This is a genomic window from uncultured Psychroserpens sp., assembly GCF_947494225.1.
Lineage (GTDB): Bacteria > Bacteroidota > Bacteroidia > Flavobacteriales > Flavobacteriaceae > Psychroserpens.
The window spans coordinates 326,674-345,674 of sequence record NZ_CANLUG010000004.1 but is presented as its reverse complement, the minus strand read 5'-3'; the positions used below and the strand labels follow the sequence as shown (position 1 = coordinate 345,674).

The following is a 19,001-nucleotide window of genomic DNA, read 5'->3' as shown; positions in this document are numbered from 1 at the left end:
AAATTTGTTACGTGTTATAATTATTGTTTTAGTTATCATCAGGAACGGAATCTTTTGCTTTTTTCTGAGCTTCGCGTTCTTCTTTTGCTTTCTTTCGGTCTTCTAAAATTTTCTTTTTTCGGTCTTCAAGCGCTTTTTTTCTTGCTTCACGATCTTTTATTTTTTGTTGTCTTTTTTCTTCAGCTAACTGCGCAGGTGTTTTAGTTCCTGACGCTGCGTTTGCTGCTGTTGAATCCGTTTTTCTTGCATTTTTGCCTTTTTCTGTCGTACTCTTTTTTTGCGTTTTCGAAGCATTTGTACTATCTCTCTTTGCTTTTGCTTTAGCTCTATCGTCTAATATTTTTTGACGTTTTGCGGCAGCAGCAGCTTTAAGCGAATCTCTTCTTTTTAATTGAGCTTCTTGACGTTTAGCAATTTCTGCCTCACGAGCTGTTTTCTTATCTTCAATAGCCTTTTGGCGTTCATCAACTTCCTTATTTACAACTGGTACAACATCTTCTTTTGCAGCTTTTTTACGATCTGCTCTAGATTTTGCTTGAGTTCGTTTTGCCGATCGTGTTATACTTCTTATAACTAATTCACTTAAATCAAATCGTTCTGCCGAAAACAACATCACCACGTCTGCAGATTTATCAAAAATGAAATCATATTTCTTGCCACTAGCAATTTCTTGTACTGCTGCAAATATCTGATCTTGAATTGGCTGAATCAATTGCTGTTTTTGAATCATCAAATCTCCATTGGGTCCAAAACGCTTTTGTTGATAATCTAAAATTTCAGCTTCTTCAAAAGAAATATCTTCTAGACGTTCTTCATACAACTCTTTGGTTAATAAAACACTTTCACTGTTTAATTGCTTCTTTTTAGAATCAATAACTGTAAGACGTTGTTCTATCTCTGTTTTCCACTGTTGAACTTTTTGGTCAAGTTGAGAGGATGCTTCTTGATACTCAGGGATATTTTGTAAAATATATTCGGTATCTATATAACCTATCCTAACACCTCGTTGTGCATTAGAAACAAAGCTCATTAGACTTAAAACGGTCACTAAAAAAAGAACTTTACTTTTCATCTGTATTATTTTTGATTTATGATATCTTTTATAAACTATATAACGACAGATTAAAATTACGATCCTGTCATTGTGTTTGGTTTTTCAAATTAACGAAATATATTCTGAAAAATTTTAACACACTCATTAAATCGTCATATTGATAATAGAAAATATCGTGCCAAAATTAAAATTGTTGTCCAATTATGAAGTGAGTTTCCAATCCATTTCTAACAGTTTGACCTGGAAGAGCGTCAAACCCATAACCAAAATCAATACCTAATAATCCAAATGCTGGCATGAATATTCTAATACCTGCTCCAGCAGAACGATTAACGTTAAACGGATTGTAATCTCTAAAGTTATCAAACGATGCTCCTGCTTCTAAGAAGGTCAACGCATAGATTTTTGCTTGAGCTCCTAATGTAATAGGATAACGTAATTCGAGAGAAAACTTGTTATAAATAGAACCACCATCTTGAGATGATAATGATTGGTTTGGATAGCCTCGAAGTTGGATAACCTCTCTTCCATCTAAGGCAAAATTACCTAGACCATCTCCTCCTAAGAAGAAACGTTCAAAAGGAATAACACCTCTATCTTGGTTATAAGCTCCAAGAAAACCAAACTCCACACTAGATTTAAATACTAATTTATCAACAAGTCGTGTATACCAATCTCCTTTAAATTTAACTTTATAGAATTCTAACCAATTAAAACGTTCTTGATCGATTTCACCAATTCTTTGAACATCATCTGCATCTGTTGGATCAAGTAATGCACGTTCGTCTTTTAGTGCCTCATAATCCACATCGTTAAATAACGAATATGGTAGAGATAACTTTGCACTAATAGAAAAATTAGAACCACCTGTTGGATATATAGGGTCTGTACGTGTGTTGTTTCGAGTTAAACCAATAGTATACGATAAGTTGTTTGAGTATCCATCACCAAAAGTAAATAACCCTGTATTGTAGTTTTTTAAGTTATAATGCTGAAAACTTATGGCCTGAGACAATTGAAAGAAATCATCTGGCACTTTTAAACGTTTTGCCAATCCAACGGTAATACCTGTAATATTAAAACGTCTGTCTTTATCTGCTCGTCTTGAAATTGGATCAAATAAAAATTGTCTCGTATGAGAAATAGATGTCGATAATTGTACTGGACGTTTACCTCCTAACCAAGGTTCTGAAAATGAGAAACTATAAGTTTGAAAAAATTGTGATGCCTGTAAACGCAAGGCTAAACTTTGACCATCTCCAGACGGAATTGGCTTGTAGGCTTCTTTATTGAAGATATCTTTAATAGCAAAGTTATTAAATGACAATCCTAAAGTACCTATAAAGCCACCACCTCCATAACCACCTTGGAGTTCAATTTGACTAGACCCTCTTTCCACAACCTGATATTCAATATCAACAGTACCATCCTGTGTATTGAAGTTTTTCATGTTTGGTGTTAACTGTTGCGCATCAAAGAATCCTAATTGCCCAAGTTCTCTAATCGTTCTAATAACATTACTCTTACGATATAGTTGACCTGGTTTAGTTCTTAGCTCTCTATAAATAACGTGGTCATTTGTTTTATCATTTCCAGTAACTGTTACGTTATTAAAATAGGCTGGCTTACCTTCGGAAATTCTAATTTCCATGTCTATTACATTACCTTCTGCACTAGTTTCTACTGGGTTTATAGTAGAGAATAAATAACCGCTATCTTGATAAAGATTGGTTAAGTCTAGGGCATCTGGCTTACTATTGTCTGCAATACGCTTACGTAATTCAACACCATTATAAGTAGACCCTTCTTTAATTTTAAGATAGTTTTCTAAGTATTTATCTGAAAAAACAGTGTTTCCAACAAACTTAATTTCCCCAAATTTATACTGTTCTCCTTCTTCAACATTGATATAGAGCGTAATGGTCTTATCATCTTTATAAACAATAGAATCTGAAATGACTCTTGCATCTCTATATCCTCTTTCTTTATAAGCATCAATAAGAGTTACGAGATCTTCTTCAAAGTCATCTTTGATAAATTTCGAACGTTTTAAAATACGTATCGGATTTTTTTGTTTCGTGTTTTTCATGGCTTTTCTAAGTTTCTTATCTGAAACTTTATCGTTGCCATTAAAAATGATCTTATTAATTTTTACTTTTTCACCTTTATCAATAAAAATGAGCATGTCCACCTGACTTTTGTCAATAGAATCGTTATCAACTTCTTTAGTGTTAACCGTTACCTTGGTATTTAAAAACCCTTTTTTCTTATATTTATTGGTAATGTAATTTCGTGTTGTAGTAATTAAGTTTTCGGTAACTTTAGAAACACCTTTAGCAAGGTTATTTTCTTTTTTAAGTTCTTCTACTTTACTTTTTTTAACACCTTGAATATCAATATTATTTAATTGAGGAAGGTCTTCAAGATTTATTTCTAAATAAGCTTTATTACCTTCGGTTCTGGTTAAATAAATATCTATACTACTAAAGAGATTAGAATTCCATAACTTTTTAATGGCAATACTAATTTGTTCTCCAGGAATGACAATTTCTTCGCCAATTTTTAGTCTTGAGAAAGACACAATGGTTCCAGGGTTGTAACTTGTATTACCAGTTACAGTCACTTCTTCTAAAATGTACTTTTTACCTTGGTTAAAATCTGATTGTTGCGCAACTACTATATTAGAAGTAATAAAAATAAATGCTAGGAGTAGTGGCTTAATATATGTTTTCAAAAGTAAGTAATTAGCTAAGTTGTTCACTTGTTTTTCCAAATCGTCGTTCTCTATTTTGATAATTTATCAAAGCTTCATAAAGGTCCTTCTTTTTAAAATCAGGCCAAAGAATGTCTGTAAAATATAATTCGGCATAAGCAATTTGCCAAAGCAAAAAGTTGCTTATCCTTTGTTCACCACTCGTTCTTATTAATAAGTCAACATCTGGTAAATTATGCGTGTAAAGATGCTTATTTATAATTGATTCATCAATACTTTCAACAGAAATTATATTATTTTTAACTTTATCCGTTAATTCCTTTATAACCTTAACAATCTCTTCTCTAGCCCCATAACTAAGGGCTAAAGTCAATGTCATATGTGTATTGTTTTTGGTTTTATCTATAACTTCTAACAACTCTTGATGAGCTTTTTTTGGTAAATCTTTAAGATTTCCAATAGCTAATAAGCGGATGTTATTGTCTTGAAGCGTTTTAATTTCCTTTTTCAACGATTTAACCAGAAGTTTCATTAATGTTTGAACTTCTAGTTTAGGGCGTTTCCAGTTTTCAGTAGAAAACGCATAAAGGGTTAAGTTTTTTATTCCTATTTCGGCACTTGCTTCTACAACATCTCTTACAGATTTTGTTCCGTTTTCATGACCTATTACCCTAAGCAAACCTTGCTGTTTTGCCCAACGCCCATTTCCGTCCATAATTATGGCAACGTGATGTGGAAGTTTTTCGGTTAATATTTGATCTTTCAAATTCATTTAAAAATTACAATAGCATGGTCTTTGACCAAATGTATAAGTTAGTGTAAAACCGGTAAAAACATACCAATCGTTACTGTTTGTATTACCAAAAGAAAATACTTCTAATTCTTTTGCGTCTGGAACACTACCATCCAATTCGTCCGAAAACGTATATCGGGCGCCCACTTCAAAACCTAAAATTAAATGGTTCGTGATATTACTTTTAATACCAAGTACCATTGGAATTCCAAAAGCCCAACTATCCGTACCTTCTGAGGTATATTGGCCAGAAGCGTTGAAAAAATAATTAGGATGTTTCGCTGTTGAGATACCAGAATATAAATATGGTGTTATTTTTAAATCGCCTTGGTGTAAATCAAAATCCCAAAAGGTAAATTCCATACCTGCCGAGATTTCTAAAAGGTTACTGTCAAATGTATAATCGCGTTCTATACGTCTTGGGTCATCCGATTTTTGGTCATAACCTTTTAAATCAGAATATATAATTGAGACTCTCCAAGAATGTCTTGGGCTTCTGTTCCATTTCAAAAGTAAACCAAGAGCAGCTGTATTTGGGTTAACGTAGTTGGTTCGTCCTACATCACCTATAAAATTGCTTCCACCAGCAAACACACCAACTTCATAGATTTGAGAGTGGCTTTTTTGCACGAAACATATACTCAATAAAAATAAGATTAAATACCTCATAAATTTTTAAAAGTTTGCAAATATAATAAATATGAATTGCCTATGGTAATTTGTGGCAAATAGTCTTACAGAAAACAGATTTTATAAGGTTTTATTGTTTAATTACGTTTGTCTTCTCCCCAGAGCATTTTCTTTCTGAGTGTATCAATAAAGCTTTCGTCTAAGAGCTCTACCATTTTAACTTTAAAGTTGGCTTTTTTGATAGTGATAAGGGTAGCATTAGATAGTGTGATGATTCTAGAATCCAAAGACATCAAATGTTGGTCTTCTCTACCATCTACTTTTAGTTGTATAGTTGTGTCATCAGGAATGACTAAAGGTCTTGCGTTTAAATTATGAGGTGCAATAGGCGTTAACACTAGGCTGTTAGCTTCTGGTGTTATCACAGGACCGCCACAACTTAAAGAATAGCCTGTTGAGCCTGTTGGTGTTGCTGCAATAAGTCCATCTGCCCAATATGAAGTAAGGTATTCTTCATTTAAATGGGTTTCTACGATAATCATAGAGGTTGTGTTTTTTCGACTTACAGCAATTTCATTAAGCGCAAAGTTAGTGTCTTTTAAGGTTTCATTTTCAGAATTGGTCTCAACACTAAGTAAGGTGCGTTCTGAAATTTTGTAATTCCCATTGAGAATATGCTCAATAGCGACTTTAATTTCATCGGTTTGAATGGTAGCTAAAAATCCTAATCGTCCTGTATTTATGCCTACAATAGGAATAGAAAAGTCTCTTACAAAGGTAATTGCTCTTAAAATGGTACCATCACCACCTACACTTATTAATAGGTCGTAACTCTCATCTAGTGTCGAGAATTTTTGAACAGTTGAGTTCATATCAACCAAGTCTTTCGAAGCATTATAGAAAGTGTCTTCTACGTGCACTTGTACATTATTATCTAAAAGCACCTTGATAAGGTCTTCAAATGACTTTAAAGATTTTTCTGGATAATACTGACTATAAACGGCTACCTTCATCATTAAATGTCTAAGTATTTCTTAAGATATTCTGAGCGTTCTTTGAGATTCTCAACGTAAGTGTCTTCCTCATGACCAGAAATTATATTATAGCTATAGCGTCTAAAGGTTTGAATCACATCATTAAGTCCAGAGTTTCCAATTTTTAACGTAATTTGAATCACGTCACTTTCCATCTTAGACACAAAGGCACCAAGTATTTTGGCATCATTAGATTCCACAATTTGGCTAATTTCACTAAAGGAATAATCTTGAATCCCCTTTTCTACAATAAGAATGCCACCAGGTTCTGCAAAAAATGGTGTTTCATTAAATAAACCAATAATATCACCTAGTTCATAATAGCCTAAGTAATTATTATGCTTATCAAGTACAGGCATGATATTACATGAGTTTTGAGCAAAAGTCTCAAGTACGTCAAGCCAATTAGTGTCTGCTCTTACGTAAAAACCATCTAGGGCGTAGTTGCAATTGGCTATAGTTTTTTGAGATTCAAAACAATGTGCATCTGTTTCAGAAATGCAGCCTTGATAAGTGCCTTCATTTTCAACAGGAATATGTGAATAGGTCAATTCATTAAATATAAGCTGAACATCACTTACCTTATCATTTATATTGAGTGGTTTTATATCGTTAATAATGTATTCTCGTAAAGGCATAATCTTGTTAAATTCTATTCAAAATTAATTAAAAATAACCACAATTAAGGTTGAAGGACTTTGTATTTTTGTAATCAAATTATAAAGTTATGACCAAGTTAAGCGTAAATATCAATAAGATAGCAACCTTAAGAAATTCGAGAGGCGGTAACACACCAAACGTTGTTCAGTTTGCAAAAGATGTACAGCGATTTGGAGCCGAAGGTGTTACGGTTCATCCAAGACCAGATGAACGCCATATAAAATACCAAGACACACGAGACTTAAAATCAGAAGTTTATACCGAATTTAATGTTGAAGGAAACCCAATAAAATCATTTGTGGATTTAGTACTAGAGGTAAAACCAACCCAGGTTACTTTGGTGCCAGACGCTGTTGATGCCTTGACATCTAATGCTGGATGGGATACGATAAAACACAAAGATTTTTTAACTGAAGTGATTTCCGAATTTAAATCGAATGCTATTCGAACCTCCATCTTTGTAGATCCTATTTTAGAGATGGTAGAAGGTGCTAAAGCAACAGGGACAGATCGTATAGAATTATATACCGAAACTTTCGCACATCAATATGGATTAGGCCATAAAGAAGCAATTGAGCCTTTTACAAAAGCGGCCGAGTTATCTAATGAAATTGGATTAGGTGTTAACGCAGGACACGATTTGTCTTTAGAGAATATCAAGTTTTTTAAACAGAATATTCCTGGTTTATTAGAAGTGTCCATCGGACACGCTCTAGTATCTGAAAGTTTATACTTAGGTGTTGAAAATGTCGTACAGATGTATTTACAACGATTACAATGATGCTACACTCAAAAATTATAGGACAAGGGCAACCTTTTATTGTCCTCCACGGATTTCTAGGTATGTCCGATAACTGGAAAACACTCGGGAATAAGTTTGCAGATGCAGGCTTTGAAATACATTTGGTAGACCAGCGTAATCATGGGCGCAGTTTTCATGATAACGAATTTAGTTACGACGTGCTAGCTCAAGACTTAAAACAATATTGTGATGAACATCAATTAGAAGATAGTATTTTGTTGGGGCATTCAATGGGGGGGAAAACGGCCATGCTCTTCGCGACTGAATATCCTGAACTCATATCAAAATTGATCGTAGCAGATATAAGTCCGCGTTTTTATCCCATACATCATGATGCTATTTTAGAAGGGCTCAGTGCCTTAGATTTTGACCATATAAAAACTAGGGGAGCGGCAGACACTTTCTTATCGCAGTATGTTTCCGAAGTTGGAACACGTATGTTCTTGCTTAAAAATTTATATTGGGTTGAAAAGGGACAGCTCGGACTCCGAATTAATTTAGATGTTTTAAAAGCCAACGTATCCGAAGTTGGAGAAGCACTACCTATGCATAACAAATTTGAAAAACTAACCCTATTCCTAAGAGGAGACAAAAGCGAATATGTGATGCCAAGCGATGAAGCATTGATTAAGCAACACTTTCCACTTGCAAAAATAGAAACCATTAGTAATGCTGGTCATTGGTTGCATGCCGAAAATCCAGCCGATTTTTACGATGCAGTTATAAATTTTGTAACTTCATAACAACAAAACATAGAGCTTATGAATCTTATAATTAGAATATTACTCACCGCAGGTATTGTGATGTTGTTAGCCCATTTTTTACCAGGCGTAGGACTTGATGGTTATCAATCGGCTATAATTGTAGCTGTTGTTTTAGCGTTGTTAAATGCTATTGTAAAACCAATACTCATTATTTTAACCTTGCCTATTACTATCGTTACCTTAGGCCTATTTTTATTTGTAATCAACGCTTGTATCATATTATTAGCAGATAAATTTATAGATGGTTTTGGTGTGAATGGCTTTTGGACAGCTTTACTCTTTAGTATTCTGTTATCTATCTCACAATCTATTGCTTACTCGTTTTTAAAAGAGAAGAAAAAGTAGTCACAAAATCAGTTAATTAAACTATTGTTGGGTTGCAAAAAAAGTCGTATTTTTGCAGCCCTTTTTAGTACAAAAAGTTAATTCCCATTTTGGGTTTATAGTAGATACAATGAATATTACAAGAGAAAACATCGATGCATTAAATGCAGTGGTAAAAGTAGATATCGCTAAAGAAGATTACAGCGATAAAGTAGAAAAAATATTAAGCGATTACCGTAAATCGGCTAATATACCTGGTTTTAGAAAAGGTCATGTACCAATGGGCTTAGTAAAAAAGCAATATGGTAAGGCTGTTTTAGTTGATGAGGTAAATAAGCTTTTGCAAGATGCTTTGGGTAAATACTTAACCGAAGAAAAATTAGACGTTTTAGGTAATCCATTACCAAAACCTCAAGATGATTTAGATTGGGATGCAGATGCCTTTAGCTTCGAGTTTGAATTGGGATTAGCGCCTGAGTTTGATGTTAACTTAAAAGGTAAAAAAGCAATTACACATTATAACATCGTTGCTGATGATAAAATGTTAGATAATCAAGTTGAACATATTAGAAAACAATATGGTAAAATTGTTTCTGAAACTGAAGTAGCAAAAGATTCTGAAATCACAGGTGTTTTTGTTAACGAAGAGAAAGAAATCAATAACTCAACAATGATTACTTTAGATAAGTTTAAAGGAAAAGCAACTGCAAAGAAATTTATTGGTGCTAAAGTTGGTGATGTGATTACATTAAAAACTAAAGGTTTATTTAACGATGATCATGATTTAATGACCTTCTTAAAGGTGTCTCATGATGATGCTCACGGTTTAGAGATTGAGGTTTCATTTACAATTAATGAGATTAATTCTAGAGAATTAGCAGATTTAGATCAAGAGTTATTTGATAAGTTATTTGGGCCAAAAGCTGTAACTTCTGTAACAGAATTGAAGGCTAAAATTAAAGAAGATTCTGAAAAGCAATTTGCACAGCAAGGTGATCAAAAGCTATTAAATGATGTTACTGAGTATTTGGTAGACAATACAAAATTTGATTTACCAGCTGAGTTTTTACAAAAATGGATGCAAACTGCAGGTGAAGAAGTGATGGATGCAGAGCAGGCTAAAGAGGAATACGAAAAATCTGAAAAGAGCATGCGCTATCAATTAATTGAAGGTAAGTTAATTGAAAAGCATGACCTTCAAGTATCATTTGATGATTTAAAGGATCACGCTAAAGAGATGATTAAAGCGCAAATGGCACAATTTGGTCAAACAGGTTCTAGTGATGAAGAGTTAGAAGGTATTGCAGCAAGAATCTTATCTAATAAAGATGAGGTAAAACGTTTGTCAGATCAATTGATGAGTACAAAACTGTTAAACCTATACAAAGCCGAAGCTAATCTTAAGACAAAAGAGATAACTTACGACGATTTTGTAAAAGAGTTTTACAGCTAAACCCATAATGGGTATTCTGCCAAAAGGAAGTAGGTAAGCTGAAATTCGATATTTGAGTATTGACTGGCACTATTTTTTTAAATGGGAGAAATAATATTATAAATTAGTATCTTTGAGCGTAAGACTTCACCGTCTTGCGCTTTTTGTTTACATTAAAAAATTTGAAGACTATATATGGATTACGGAAAAGAATTTGAAAAATTCGCAATAAAAGATCAAGGCATTAGCAGCACATATTACAACAAAATTATTAGTAGTATGTATCCAACGGCCTTAACACCGAATATTATTGAAGAGCGCCAAATGAATATCGCTATTTTTGATGTATTCTCGCGTTTAATGATGGATCGTATTATCTTTATGGGGACTGCGATTAATGATCAAGTAGCCAATATTATTCAAGCGCAATTATTGTTTTTAGAGAGTACAGATGCTTCTAAAGACATCCAAATATATATCAACTCACCCGGAGGGAGTGTGTATGCCGGTTTAGGAATTTATGATACGATGCAGTTAATTAAGCCTGATGTAGCAACTATTTGTACAGGAATGGCTGCCTCTATGGGAGCTGTGTTGTTATGCGCTGGAGAAAAAGGAAAACGTAGCGGATTAACACATTCACGTGTGATGATTCACCAACCTCTAGGAGGCGCGCAAGGACAAGCGAGTGATATTGAAATTACAGCACGTGAAATATTAACCCTTAAAGAGGAGTTATATAAGATTATTAGTAAGCATTCTGGGCAGGATTACGACAAAATCTACGAAGATAGTGATCGCGATTACTGGATGAAGGCAGATAAAGCTAAAGAATACGGAATGATAGATGAAGTACTATCAAGAGGATAAAAAACAAACGCTTATTGGTTTTTAGAAACCCGTAGGTTTTAAAATGATTTATGGCAAAGGAAGAATTAGAATGTTCGTTTTGTGGACGAAAGAAACCAGAGACCAATCTATTGATTGCTGGCTTGGATGCGCACATTTGTGATCGATGCATAGAGCAAGCCCATGGTATTGTTTTAGAAGAATCTAAGCAGTCTGATAATGCAGAGTTGTCTTCAGAACTAATGCTTAAAAAGCCTCAGCAGATTAAGTCTTTTCTTGACGAATATATTATAGGTCAGGAACACACTAAAAAAGTAATGTCTGTAGCGGTGTATAACCATTATAAACGTTTATTACAGCCTTCATCAGATGATGATATTGAAATTCAAAAGTCAAATATTATTATGGTTGGACAAACAGGTACTGGAAAAACATTAATGGCAAAAACTGTAGCAAGAATGCTTAATGTACCACTTGCCATTGTTGATGCAACTGTACTAACAGAAGCAGGTTATGTAGGAGAAGATGTAGAAAGTATTTTAACACGTTTACTTCAGGCCGCAGATTATAACCTGGAAAAGGCCGAACGTGGCATTGTGTTTATTGATGAAATCGATAAAATTGCACGTAAGAGTGATAACCCGTCAATTACAAGAGATGTCTCTGGAGAAGGTGTACAACAAGCCTTATTAAAACTACTTGAAGGAACAGTTGTTAATGTGCCACCAAAAGGAGGTCGTAAGCATCCAGATCAAAAGTTCATTGAAGTTAATACACAACATATCTTATTTATTGCTGGTGGAGCATTTGATGGTATCGAACGTGTAATTTCGAAACGATTAAATATGGCTGCTATTGGTTATAAGGCATCTCATGATGATGAAATTGCAGATCCAGATAATATGTTGCAGTATATTATACCAAAGGATTTGAAAGATTTTGGTCTTATACCAGAAATCATTGGTCGTCTTCCAGTACTTACGTACATGGATCCTTTAGATGGTAATACATTAAGGGCTATCTTAACAGAGCCTAAAAATGCGATTATCAAGCAGTACAAGAAATTGTTTGCTATGGATGATATCGAATTTTCTATAACTGAAGGTGCTTTAGAGTTTATTGTGAACAAAGCAATAGAGTATAAACTAGGAGCAAGAGGTTTGCGTTCACTATGCGAAGAAATCTTAACTGACGCTATGTTTGAAATGCCTAGCTCAAACGATAAGAAATTAAACGTAACGAAGTCTTACGCCGAAGGTAAGCTTACCAAAACAAAACTTAAAAAATTGAAGGCAGTTTCTTAAATTGAAATTTGAGATTTCAGTAAAAAAAAGAAAACCACTCTTTCCCGAGAGTGGTTTTTTTATTAGGATTTAAAAACTAATATTGCTAAACAATATTTTGAATATTTTTTTACAATTCTAGGTCTTTCTAACATTATTTTGCTTCAAGACTTCGTAAATATAGGAGCAATAATTTCAGAATAAAAATGACTTTGCCAGCTTTTGGACGAACATCAATAAATACTCGTTGTGTGGGAAAAACCTCTACCGTTCATCGATGTTTTAAAAATGGTTTATCATATTAATGATCCAAAGCCGATACTTTAGATGACAACTTTAAGACTTCTTTGTAAATTAAAGCGTCTGTTTTGTATGACGAAAATCGTGATTCGAATTTTTCGAATCCTTTTTTCAAGACCTTAAGAGAATAGCGTTCGTATGCTTTTACTTTAAAGCTATAGAATGCATCAATTCCTGTTGTTTGACGTTCAAGCTCATTTCCGTCTACATCATATAAAACCACTGTTGTATTGGGTAATGGTTTTTCTTGATCATTTACAACAACACCTTGTAACTGTTGGTAAATAATATTGGATTTAAAACGATACATATCGAAACTACCTTGGCCTTCTTCTTTGTTAGAAGAGAAAAAGCCTTGGTCTTCAGTTGTAAACATAAAAGCAATTTCATCAAATTCTGAATTGACCTCAGTACCAAGATTTCTAGGTGTTTTAATGTCTTCTGAAATAGAACTTACAAAAATATCGAAACCGCCAATGGCATTATGACCTTTTGATGAAAAGAATAGTTTTTTTCCGTCTTTTGATAAATGAGGAAACTTATCATCAAATTGGGTATTTATTTTTGGCCCAAGATTTTGGGGTTGTTCTAAAGAGCCGTCTGGATTAATATGTGAGACATATAAATCATAGCCTCCAAAAGAGCCCGGCATATTTGATGAGAAATAGAGTTCGGTACCATCAAATGAAACATGTGGGTTTTCTATAGAATAGCCATCATTACTAATGTTTAATTCTACTTCATTTACCCAGTTACCATTAGAGTTTTCTTCAAGAACAACTTTGTATAATTGATAGTTACGCGAGTTTTCACGTTTACTTCTTGTGAAATACATTGTTTGCTCGTCTGGAGAAAAAGCAACCTGCCCTTCATTGTCTTTAGTGTTTATAATTCTTGAGAAAAACAAAGGGTTTTTGGCAGTACCATAAGCATCAATATCAAGACAGAATAATTCTGAAAATGGCTCATTAGTATGTTTATCTATACCATTTCCTAATCCGCCAATTTTCTTAGAGGATACCATAATCAGCTTGTTTTTAAACACAGCCGATGGGATTTCAGAATATTTTGTGTTAACATCAGAATTGTAAACATAAAATTCTAATCCGCTTTTATTGTGCTTATCAATACGTTTTGGATTATTGGATTCGTCGTTTAGGTTTGAAACGGTAGGTGAGGATACCATACATAATAGTAGGGTAAACACCGTGAGGAAAGGCGTTTTCATTGTGAGGGTTTTTGGGATTAATTATGTCTTAAAATTATAATCTAAAACATTAAATAACTTTTTTTATTGTGTTTATTAGATAAAAGAGGGTGTAAATCCGACTAATTTAGGGTTTACGCATATTTTATCGATGAATGGTTAAAACATTAAGATGAAAAATTTAAACTTAATAGCTCATCTATATATTCTCTGCTATTAGATAATCGCGGTATTTTATGCTGACCTCCAAGTTTGTCATGTTGTTTTAACCAGTCATAAAAGAGACGTTCTCTTGCGACGTGAACAGTTGGCATGTTTAATGTCATATTGTTATGGCGTTTTGCTTCATAATCCGAATTTAATGATTTTAATTTTGTGTCCAGTAATGTATTAAAGGTATGCAGGTCTTGAGGCGGTTTTTTAAATTCAATTAACCATTCATGAGACCCTTTGTCTTTACCATTCATAAAAATTGGAGCAGCTGTATAGTCTACAATTTCTGCATTAGTTGTAGAGCATACATCGCGTAGAGCATCTTCAGCATTTTCAATAATTAGCTCTTCTCCAAAAGCATTAATATGATGTTTGGTTCTTCCAGATACTTTTATGCGATATGGATTGATAGATGTAAACCGTATTGTATCTCCAATCTTGTAACGCCAAAGTCCAGCATTTGTAGTAATAATAACAGCATAATTTTTGCCTACAACAACATCATTTAAGGGTATTACCTTCTGTTGTGGAGTTCCGTAGGTGTCCATAGGAATAAATTCATAAAAGATTCCATAGTCTAGCATTAACAATAACTCACTGCTATTATTTTGATCTTGAATGGCAAAAAAGCCTTCCGAAGCATTGTATATTTCATAATATTTAAAATGAGGTTTTGGTAGTATGGCTTTATATTGATCTACATAAGGAACGAAACTTACACCACCATGAAAATAGACTTCTAGATTTGGCCAGATGTCAAAGAGGTTATCTTTTCCAGTGGCATCTAAGACGTTATTAAGTAAAACAAGCATCCAAGAAGGGACGCCTGCTAAACTGGTTACATTTTCATTTCTAGTTTCCTCAACAATAGCTTTCATTTTTATTTCCCAATCGCTCATTAAAGACACTTTGCTACTTGGTGTGCTACTAAACTCAGCCCAAAATGGCATGTTGTCTATAAGTATTGCAGATAAGTCGCCAAATACAGTTCCGTTTTCTTTATAGAGTTCTTTGCTTCCTCCAAGGCGCAAACTTTTACCCGTAAATAATTGTGAATCCTCATTGTTGTTGAGGTACATGCACAGTAAATCTTTACTGGCAGCATAATGGCAATCTTCTAAAGATTCGGTACTAACAGGTATAAATTTACTTTTGGCATTTGTTGTTCCGCTCGATTTGGCGAACCACTTGATGGGATGAGGCCAAAAGATATTTTGTTCGCCTCGTCGTGATCGTTCAATCATATCTTGACAATCTTCATAAGAAGAAATAGGAATACGTTCACAAAAGGTTTGGTAATTTGAGATAGAGTCAAAATCGTACGCCTTACCAATTTCAGTATCCTTTGCAGCAGAAAGGAGTTGAAAAAGTAATTCATTTTGCACTTCATTAGGGTATTTTAAAAACAATTCAATTTGATGAAATCGTTTTTTTAAGAACCACGAAGCAATAGAATTTACTAATGGAATCGGCATTTTTATAGTATCTTTAAGTTTTAAAAATAATACTTTTTTTTATATGTTTTATCAAGGTGTTTTAACAAAAATGCAAACTGAGTTTGTAGAACCTATTCAATATTATTTAGTCTTCGAAGATGATTTTCTGAATATGAATCAGTTAATAGATAAAACCATTACGATGGAATTTGTAAAGTATCAATGTTTAAAGTGTGGTTTAAATAGACCTATTTACCGTCAAGGATTTTGTAAACAGGATTTTTTTGATATCCCTCAAGCTGGTGATTGGATTATGCGTCCAGAATTAAGCACAGCACATTTGGGAAAAGAAGATCGAGATTTGGAATACGAAAAAAAAGCACAATTACAGCCCCATATTGTTTATCTCGCAAATTCTAGTAATGTTAAAGTTGGTGTGACCAGAAAAAGTCAAGTTCCAACACGCTGGATTGATCAAGGTGCGCATGAAGCAATTGAAATTGTTGAGGTGCCAAACCGATATTTAGCTGGAATTACAGAAGTTGCCTTAAAAGATCATGTAGCTGATAAAACGAATTGGAGAAAAATGCTTAAAAATGAAATTGAGGATGAAAACTTAGTAGAGTGGCGTGAGCGCTTAAAAAAATTCATTCCTAATGAGGCTCAGGATTATTATATCGCTTCAAATACCGAAACAAACCTTAAATTTCCAGTTCATAAATACCCTGAAAAGCCTAAAAGTCTTAATATTCAAAAGTTAAAGACTTATACTGGTAAATTGGTGGGTATTAAAGGACAATATCTCATTTTTGAAGATAATACTGTTTTTAATGTAAGAGCAAATGAAGGCTTAGTGCTTAGGTTTACACTTTAATATATGAGTGCAATCTAATCGCACAACACATTAAAATGATAATTTTATTGCTTGAGCAACACCAATAACAATGAGTAATACTCCAGTAACTTTATTGATAACAATGGTAATATTTTGAACCTTATTTTTAATGGCAATGCTAAATTTACTATAGAGATATAAGGTTAAAAGTTTGCCTAGATATACACCAGTAAAAAAGAGAAACAACACAAATAGAGGTGAGCCAAGAGATAGCATTAAGTCATTATTATTAATAATACCAAAAGCAACAATCCAATAAATTAGAACAGGCGGATTTAAGATTCCTAAAAAGAAGCCAGTGGCATATTTAGATGAAGTTAACTTTCTTTTCTTAGGTGCTTTTGTTTTGGTTTTTCTGAAAAATAAAAACCCACCAACGATCATTAAAATAATAACAATGGTAATTTGAATCCACATGTTACGGTCAAAAAAATCTCTCACAACCATATTGCAATGTAGTGCGTAGTAGGAAAGAATTACTTCGGCAACACCAGCTGCAATAGCGATTTTAAAAGCCTGTTTTGCATTTTGTTTTATTGTTGTATTTATAACTGCTATATTGGATGCGCCTAAAGGTAGAGCACCAACAATACTTGCAAAAACGCCAATGATGAAATATAATATTATCATGAAGTCTTTGTAGAAGTATTGATAAAATACTTACAAGGAATATAGAAAATTCTAAAAAAAAGCCCTCTCAAATTTGAGAGGGCTTTTATGTTATTTTATAATAATCTTTGTTCGGTAATTGAAGTTTTCCTTTGATTGAAGACTTAGAATATATAGTCCAGAATCTAGATTTAAAGGAATATTTGATCGTCTATCTAAGGTCTGATGAGATGAAAAGACAAGTTTTCCCGTAATATCTATTAAAGAAATATTGACGTCATCTAGAACCTCACTACTTAAAATTGTTAGTTCATTTTCAATAGGGTTTTTTTCTACCTTAATTGATGCTATGTTTTCGAAATCTGTATTTGACAAGGTTTCTTGAAAAATTTCAGTTAGAGCAAATGCTACATTTTGTTCAGTAAGTTCAACGTGATTTTCATTCGCATCTGGCATATACCAATTTACAAAAGGTGTATTGTTTAAAGTATCTCCTGTGCCACCTGGATCACCAAGATTAATATCGTGATACCAATTAACTTCATTGTTTGTGATTTCTAAGGCCATTCCACTAACAGAAGGGATAAAACTAAATTTATCTACTGTTAATGAGGTAAGAAAATTATCGATAATCGGATCTCCACCGAGTCCATCTGTAAAGCCTCCTAGATCGAAAAGACCTCCTGAAGCTGCATCAACACCATCTGAAAAACTTGGAGCTTCTGCTTGTATTTCGACATCTACAAGAGTTATAAAACCAAAAATCAAAAATCCTTCCACAAAAACTTTACTAATTAATTGAGGGCCAACATTATTACCCATATCATCTTCTGTAAAAGGTGTAAAGTTAATATTAATATCGGCTGTTGTTTGCGGTAATGGAGATCCAGGGATTTCGAGATCCTCAATGGCTAAAGCAACAAAACCGGGTGTCACATCTGTGGTGCCATCGACGGCTTTATATGCAGCGCCAATTCCACTACCATTTATAATAGATACGTTTCGTGTATTCTGAGGAAAACCTGTTGGGGTTAAACTATTGATGTTGTTTTCAAAAATAGCTCTATAAGGATGTGCTTCGGGTAATAACTTTGTAGGATCAAAATCAAACTCGCTACCATCCATAAGATGAGCTTCAAAATGATCAACTAATAATTGTCTTGCGGCAGGTGATTTTAAGAGTCCATTTACAACATCTTGTAATTGAACTACATTTAAATCGTCACCTAGACCAAATCCAAGAAAATTGAATTGGTGTTGGAAACCTAATGGCACATTGGCACCGAGATGAGGTGAGTCAAACGAGATCCATAATCGTGTTTCGTGATCTAATCCAGCATCATTTTCCATAAAATTCAATGCAAAACGAGAAATTAATCCGCCCATACTAGGACCAATTATTACTAATTCTTCGTCGCCAACTTTGTCTGCATTTAGTGTCTCAATAAGATCAACTAATAACATAGAGTTGCGCTCTATAAAGTCTGCACCACCATTTACAAGTGTGCTACCAGGATAGTCAAGTTCATCAATTACCATATCGGCATTAGTATCAGTAGCGTCATCAATATTTAAAAGCGAGTTGTCATTAAGCCTGAAATATGATGGGAAATTTAAAATAACAACATCAAATCCCTGGGCTCGAACTAAGTCGGCTAAATTTTGATCACCTTCAGAACCAGTGAAATCTAATAAACTGTATAGTCCAGCAATGGTTCTTGTGTCTCCTGGGTCAAATCCATCGACTAAGATGATGGGTTTGTCAAGAACACCAGTATCTGTATCTAGAAATATTTCATATTCTCCTAATCCTGCAAATTCTGTCTCGCCAGTATAGCCAGTAAAATCTGCTGTACGTGTAGATTCAAATTCTATCGTTTGCGCCTGAACACAAAAAGGGAATAATAATAGAGGTAAAAAGTACTTTTTCATCATAGTCAATTATTTTTTTTAATGTGACTAACAAGATACAAAGTTTCATTAAGTTAACCGTATGTTATCTA

17 protein-coding genes are annotated in these 19,001 nt (G+C 33.7%); 7 read left to right on the top strand and 10 right to left on the bottom strand.

Going from position 1 to position 19,001, the window contains the following annotated elements:
* Nucleotides 1–28: 28 nt before the first annotated feature.
* The 6 genes from Q0893_RS11980 to Q0893_RS11955 form a co-directional block, all read right to left on the bottom strand.
* Entirely contained in the window at nucleotides 29–1,072 is a 1,044-nt protein-coding gene (locus Q0893_RS11980; protein WP_298902255.1) for an OmpH family outer membrane protein, read from the bottom strand.
* Between the two features lie 166 nt (nucleotides 1,073–1,238).
* Nucleotides 1,239–3,788, bottom strand: a complete 2,550-nt coding sequence (locus Q0893_RS11975) for a POTRA domain-containing protein (protein WP_298902256.1) — start codon at nucleotides 3,786–3,788, stop codon at nucleotides 1,239–1,241.
* 10 nt (nucleotides 3,789–3,798) lie between these two features.
* Nucleotides 3,799–4,539: an isoprenyl transferase gene (locus tag Q0893_RS11970; protein ID WP_298902257.1), complete on the bottom strand. Its 741-nt coding sequence runs from the start codon at nucleotides 4,537–4,539 to the stop codon at nucleotides 3,799–3,801.
* A complete protein-coding gene (locus Q0893_RS11965) occupies nucleotides 4,540–5,205 on the bottom strand; it encodes a DUF6089 family protein (protein WP_366915884.1) in 666 nt (221 codons plus the stop codon).
* 122 nt (nucleotides 5,206–5,327) lie between these two features.
* The gene (locus tag Q0893_RS11960) at nucleotides 5,328–6,203 is read right to left on the bottom strand and encodes an NAD kinase (protein WP_299275845.1); all 876 of its coding nucleotides are present in this window, start codon (nucleotides 6,201–6,203) and stop codon (nucleotides 5,328–5,330) included.
* Between the two features lie 2 nt (nucleotides 6,204–6,205).
* Nucleotides 6,206–6,862: a CBS domain-containing protein gene (locus tag Q0893_RS11955; RefSeq protein ID WP_298902259.1), complete on the bottom strand. Its 657-nt coding sequence runs from the start codon at nucleotides 6,860–6,862 to the stop codon at nucleotides 6,206–6,208.
* Nucleotides 6,863–6,951: 89 nt separating this feature from the next.
* Here Q0893_RS11955 and Q0893_RS11950 point away from each other — a divergent pair, with 89 nt between their 5' ends.
* The 6 genes from Q0893_RS11950 to clpX all read left to right on the top strand — a co-directional run bounded on the left by Q0893_RS11950 (nucleotide 6,952) and on the right by clpX (nucleotide 12,359).
* A complete protein-coding gene (locus Q0893_RS11950; protein ID WP_299275841.1) occupies nucleotides 6,952–7,665 on the top strand; it encodes a pyridoxine 5'-phosphate synthase in 714 nt (237 codons plus the stop codon).
* A complete protein-coding gene (locus Q0893_RS11945) occupies nucleotides 7,662–8,429 on the top strand; it encodes an alpha/beta fold hydrolase (RefSeq protein ID WP_299275838.1) in 768 nt (255 codons plus the stop codon). The genes Q0893_RS11950 and Q0893_RS11945 overlap by 4 nt, the downstream gene beginning before the upstream one ends.
* Before the next feature lie 18 nt (nucleotides 8,430–8,447).
* Nucleotides 8,448–8,795, top strand: coding sequence for a phage holin family protein (locus tag Q0893_RS11940; protein WP_299275835.1), 348 nt, complete (start codon nucleotides 8,448–8,450; stop codon nucleotides 8,793–8,795).
* Between the two features lie 109 nt (nucleotides 8,796–8,904).
* Nucleotides 8,905–10,227, top strand: coding sequence for a trigger factor (gene tig, locus Q0893_RS11935; RefSeq protein WP_298902264.1), 1,323 nt, complete (start codon nucleotides 8,905–8,907; stop codon nucleotides 10,225–10,227).
* A gap of 174 nt (nucleotides 10,228–10,401) precedes the next feature.
* Complete coding sequence (gene clpP, locus Q0893_RS11930; RefSeq protein WP_230936673.1) at nucleotides 10,402–11,076, top strand: ATP-dependent Clp endopeptidase proteolytic subunit ClpP; 675 nt, start codon at nucleotides 10,402–10,404, stop codon at nucleotides 11,074–11,076.
* Nucleotides 11,077–11,126: 50 nt separating this feature from the next.
* On the top strand, nucleotides 11,127–12,359 hold the full coding sequence (gene clpX / locus Q0893_RS11925; RefSeq protein WP_298902265.1) for an ATP-dependent Clp protease ATP-binding subunit ClpX: 1,233 nt from the start codon (nucleotides 11,127–11,129) through the stop codon (nucleotides 12,357–12,359).
* Between the two features lie 280 nt (nucleotides 12,360–12,639).
* Here the strand turns inward: clpX and Q0893_RS11920 are convergent, their stop codons facing one another.
* The gene (locus Q0893_RS11920) at nucleotides 12,640–13,866 is read right to left on the bottom strand and encodes a hypothetical protein (protein WP_299275829.1); all 1,227 of its coding nucleotides are present in this window, start codon (nucleotides 13,864–13,866) and stop codon (nucleotides 12,640–12,642) included.
* A gap of 146 nt (nucleotides 13,867–14,012) precedes the next feature.
* Nucleotides 14,013–15,533 (bottom strand): GH3 auxin-responsive promoter family protein, encoded by a 1,521-nt coding sequence (locus Q0893_RS11915; RefSeq protein WP_298902268.1) that lies wholly within the window; start codon nucleotides 15,531–15,533, stop codon nucleotides 14,013–14,015.
* Between the two features lie 43 nt (nucleotides 15,534–15,576).
* On the opposite strand from Q0893_RS11915, the gene Q0893_RS11910 reads away from it, so the two are divergent.
* A complete protein-coding gene (locus Q0893_RS11910) occupies nucleotides 15,577–16,368 on the top strand; it encodes a DUF2797 domain-containing protein (protein WP_299275825.1) in 792 nt (263 codons plus the stop codon).
* A 30-nt stretch (nucleotides 16,369–16,398) separates the two neighbouring features.
* On the opposite strand, the gene Q0893_RS11905 is transcribed toward Q0893_RS11910, so the two are convergent.
* Both Q0893_RS11905 and Q0893_RS11900 read right to left on the bottom strand, forming a co-directional pair.
* A complete protein-coding gene (locus Q0893_RS11905) occupies nucleotides 16,399–17,019 on the bottom strand; it encodes a LysE family transporter (RefSeq protein ID WP_298902271.1) in 621 nt (206 codons plus the stop codon).
* A 90-nt stretch (nucleotides 17,020–17,109) separates the two neighbouring features.
* Nucleotides 17,110–18,933 (bottom strand): T9SS type A sorting domain-containing protein, encoded by a 1,824-nt coding sequence (locus tag Q0893_RS11900; RefSeq protein ID WP_299275821.1) that lies wholly within the window; start codon nucleotides 18,931–18,933, stop codon nucleotides 17,110–17,112.
* Between the last annotated feature and the right edge of the window lie 68 nt (nucleotides 18,934–19,001).

What these genes read in the sequence shown, in the direction of transcription:
- Q0893_RS11940 (WP_299275835.1), top strand. Translation starts at nt 8,448, where the DNA reads ATGAATCTTATAATTAGAATATTACTCACCGCAGGTATTGTGATGTTG.
- Q0893_RS11980 (WP_298902255.1), bottom strand. Translation starts at nt 1,072, where the DNA reads ATGAAAAGTAAAGTTCTTTTTTTAGTGACCGTTTTAAGTCTAATGAGC.
- Q0893_RS11950 (WP_299275841.1), top strand. Translation starts at nt 6,952, where the DNA reads ATGACCAAGTTAAGCGTAAATATCAATAAGATAGCAACCTTAAGAAAT.
- Q0893_RS11970 (WP_298902257.1), bottom strand. Translation starts at nt 4,539, where the DNA reads ATGAATTTGAAAGATCAAATATTAACCGAAAAACTTCCACATCACGTT.
- Q0893_RS11955 (WP_298902259.1), bottom strand. Translation starts at nt 6,862, where the DNA reads ATGCCTTTACGAGAATACATTATTAACGATATAAAACCACTCAATATA.
- Q0893_RS11910 (WP_299275825.1), top strand. Translation starts at nt 15,577, where the DNA reads ATGTTTTATCAAGGTGTTTTAACAAAAATGCAAACTGAGTTTGTAGAA.
- clpX (WP_298902265.1), top strand. Translation starts at nt 11,127, where the DNA reads ATGGCAAAGGAAGAATTAGAATGTTCGTTTTGTGGACGAAAGAAACCA.
- tig (WP_298902264.1), top strand. Translation starts at nt 8,905, where the DNA reads ATGAATATTACAAGAGAAAACATCGATGCATTAAATGCAGTGGTAAAA.
- clpP (WP_230936673.1), top strand. Translation starts at nt 10,402, where the DNA reads ATGGATTACGGAAAAGAATTTGAAAAATTCGCAATAAAAGATCAAGGC.
- Q0893_RS11900 (WP_299275821.1), bottom strand. Translation starts at nt 18,933, where the DNA reads ATGATGAAAAAGTACTTTTTACCTCTATTATTATTCCCTTTTTGTGTT.
- Q0893_RS11960 (WP_299275845.1), bottom strand. Translation starts at nt 6,203, where the DNA reads ATGAAGGTAGCCGTTTATAGTCAGTATTATCCAGAAAAATCTTTAAAG.
- Q0893_RS11905 (WP_298902271.1), bottom strand. Translation starts at nt 17,019, where the DNA reads ATGATAATATTATATTTCATCATTGGCGTTTTTGCAAGTATTGTTGGT.
- Q0893_RS11920 (WP_299275829.1), bottom strand. Translation starts at nt 13,866, where the DNA reads ATGAAAACGCCTTTCCTCACGGTGTTTACCCTACTATTATGTATGGTA.
- Q0893_RS11915 (WP_298902268.1), bottom strand. Translation starts at nt 15,533, where the DNA reads ATGCCGATTCCATTAGTAAATTCTATTGCTTCGTGGTTCTTAAAAAAA.
- Q0893_RS11945 (WP_299275838.1), top strand. Translation starts at nt 7,662, where the DNA reads ATGATGCTACACTCAAAAATTATAGGACAAGGGCAACCTTTTATTGTC.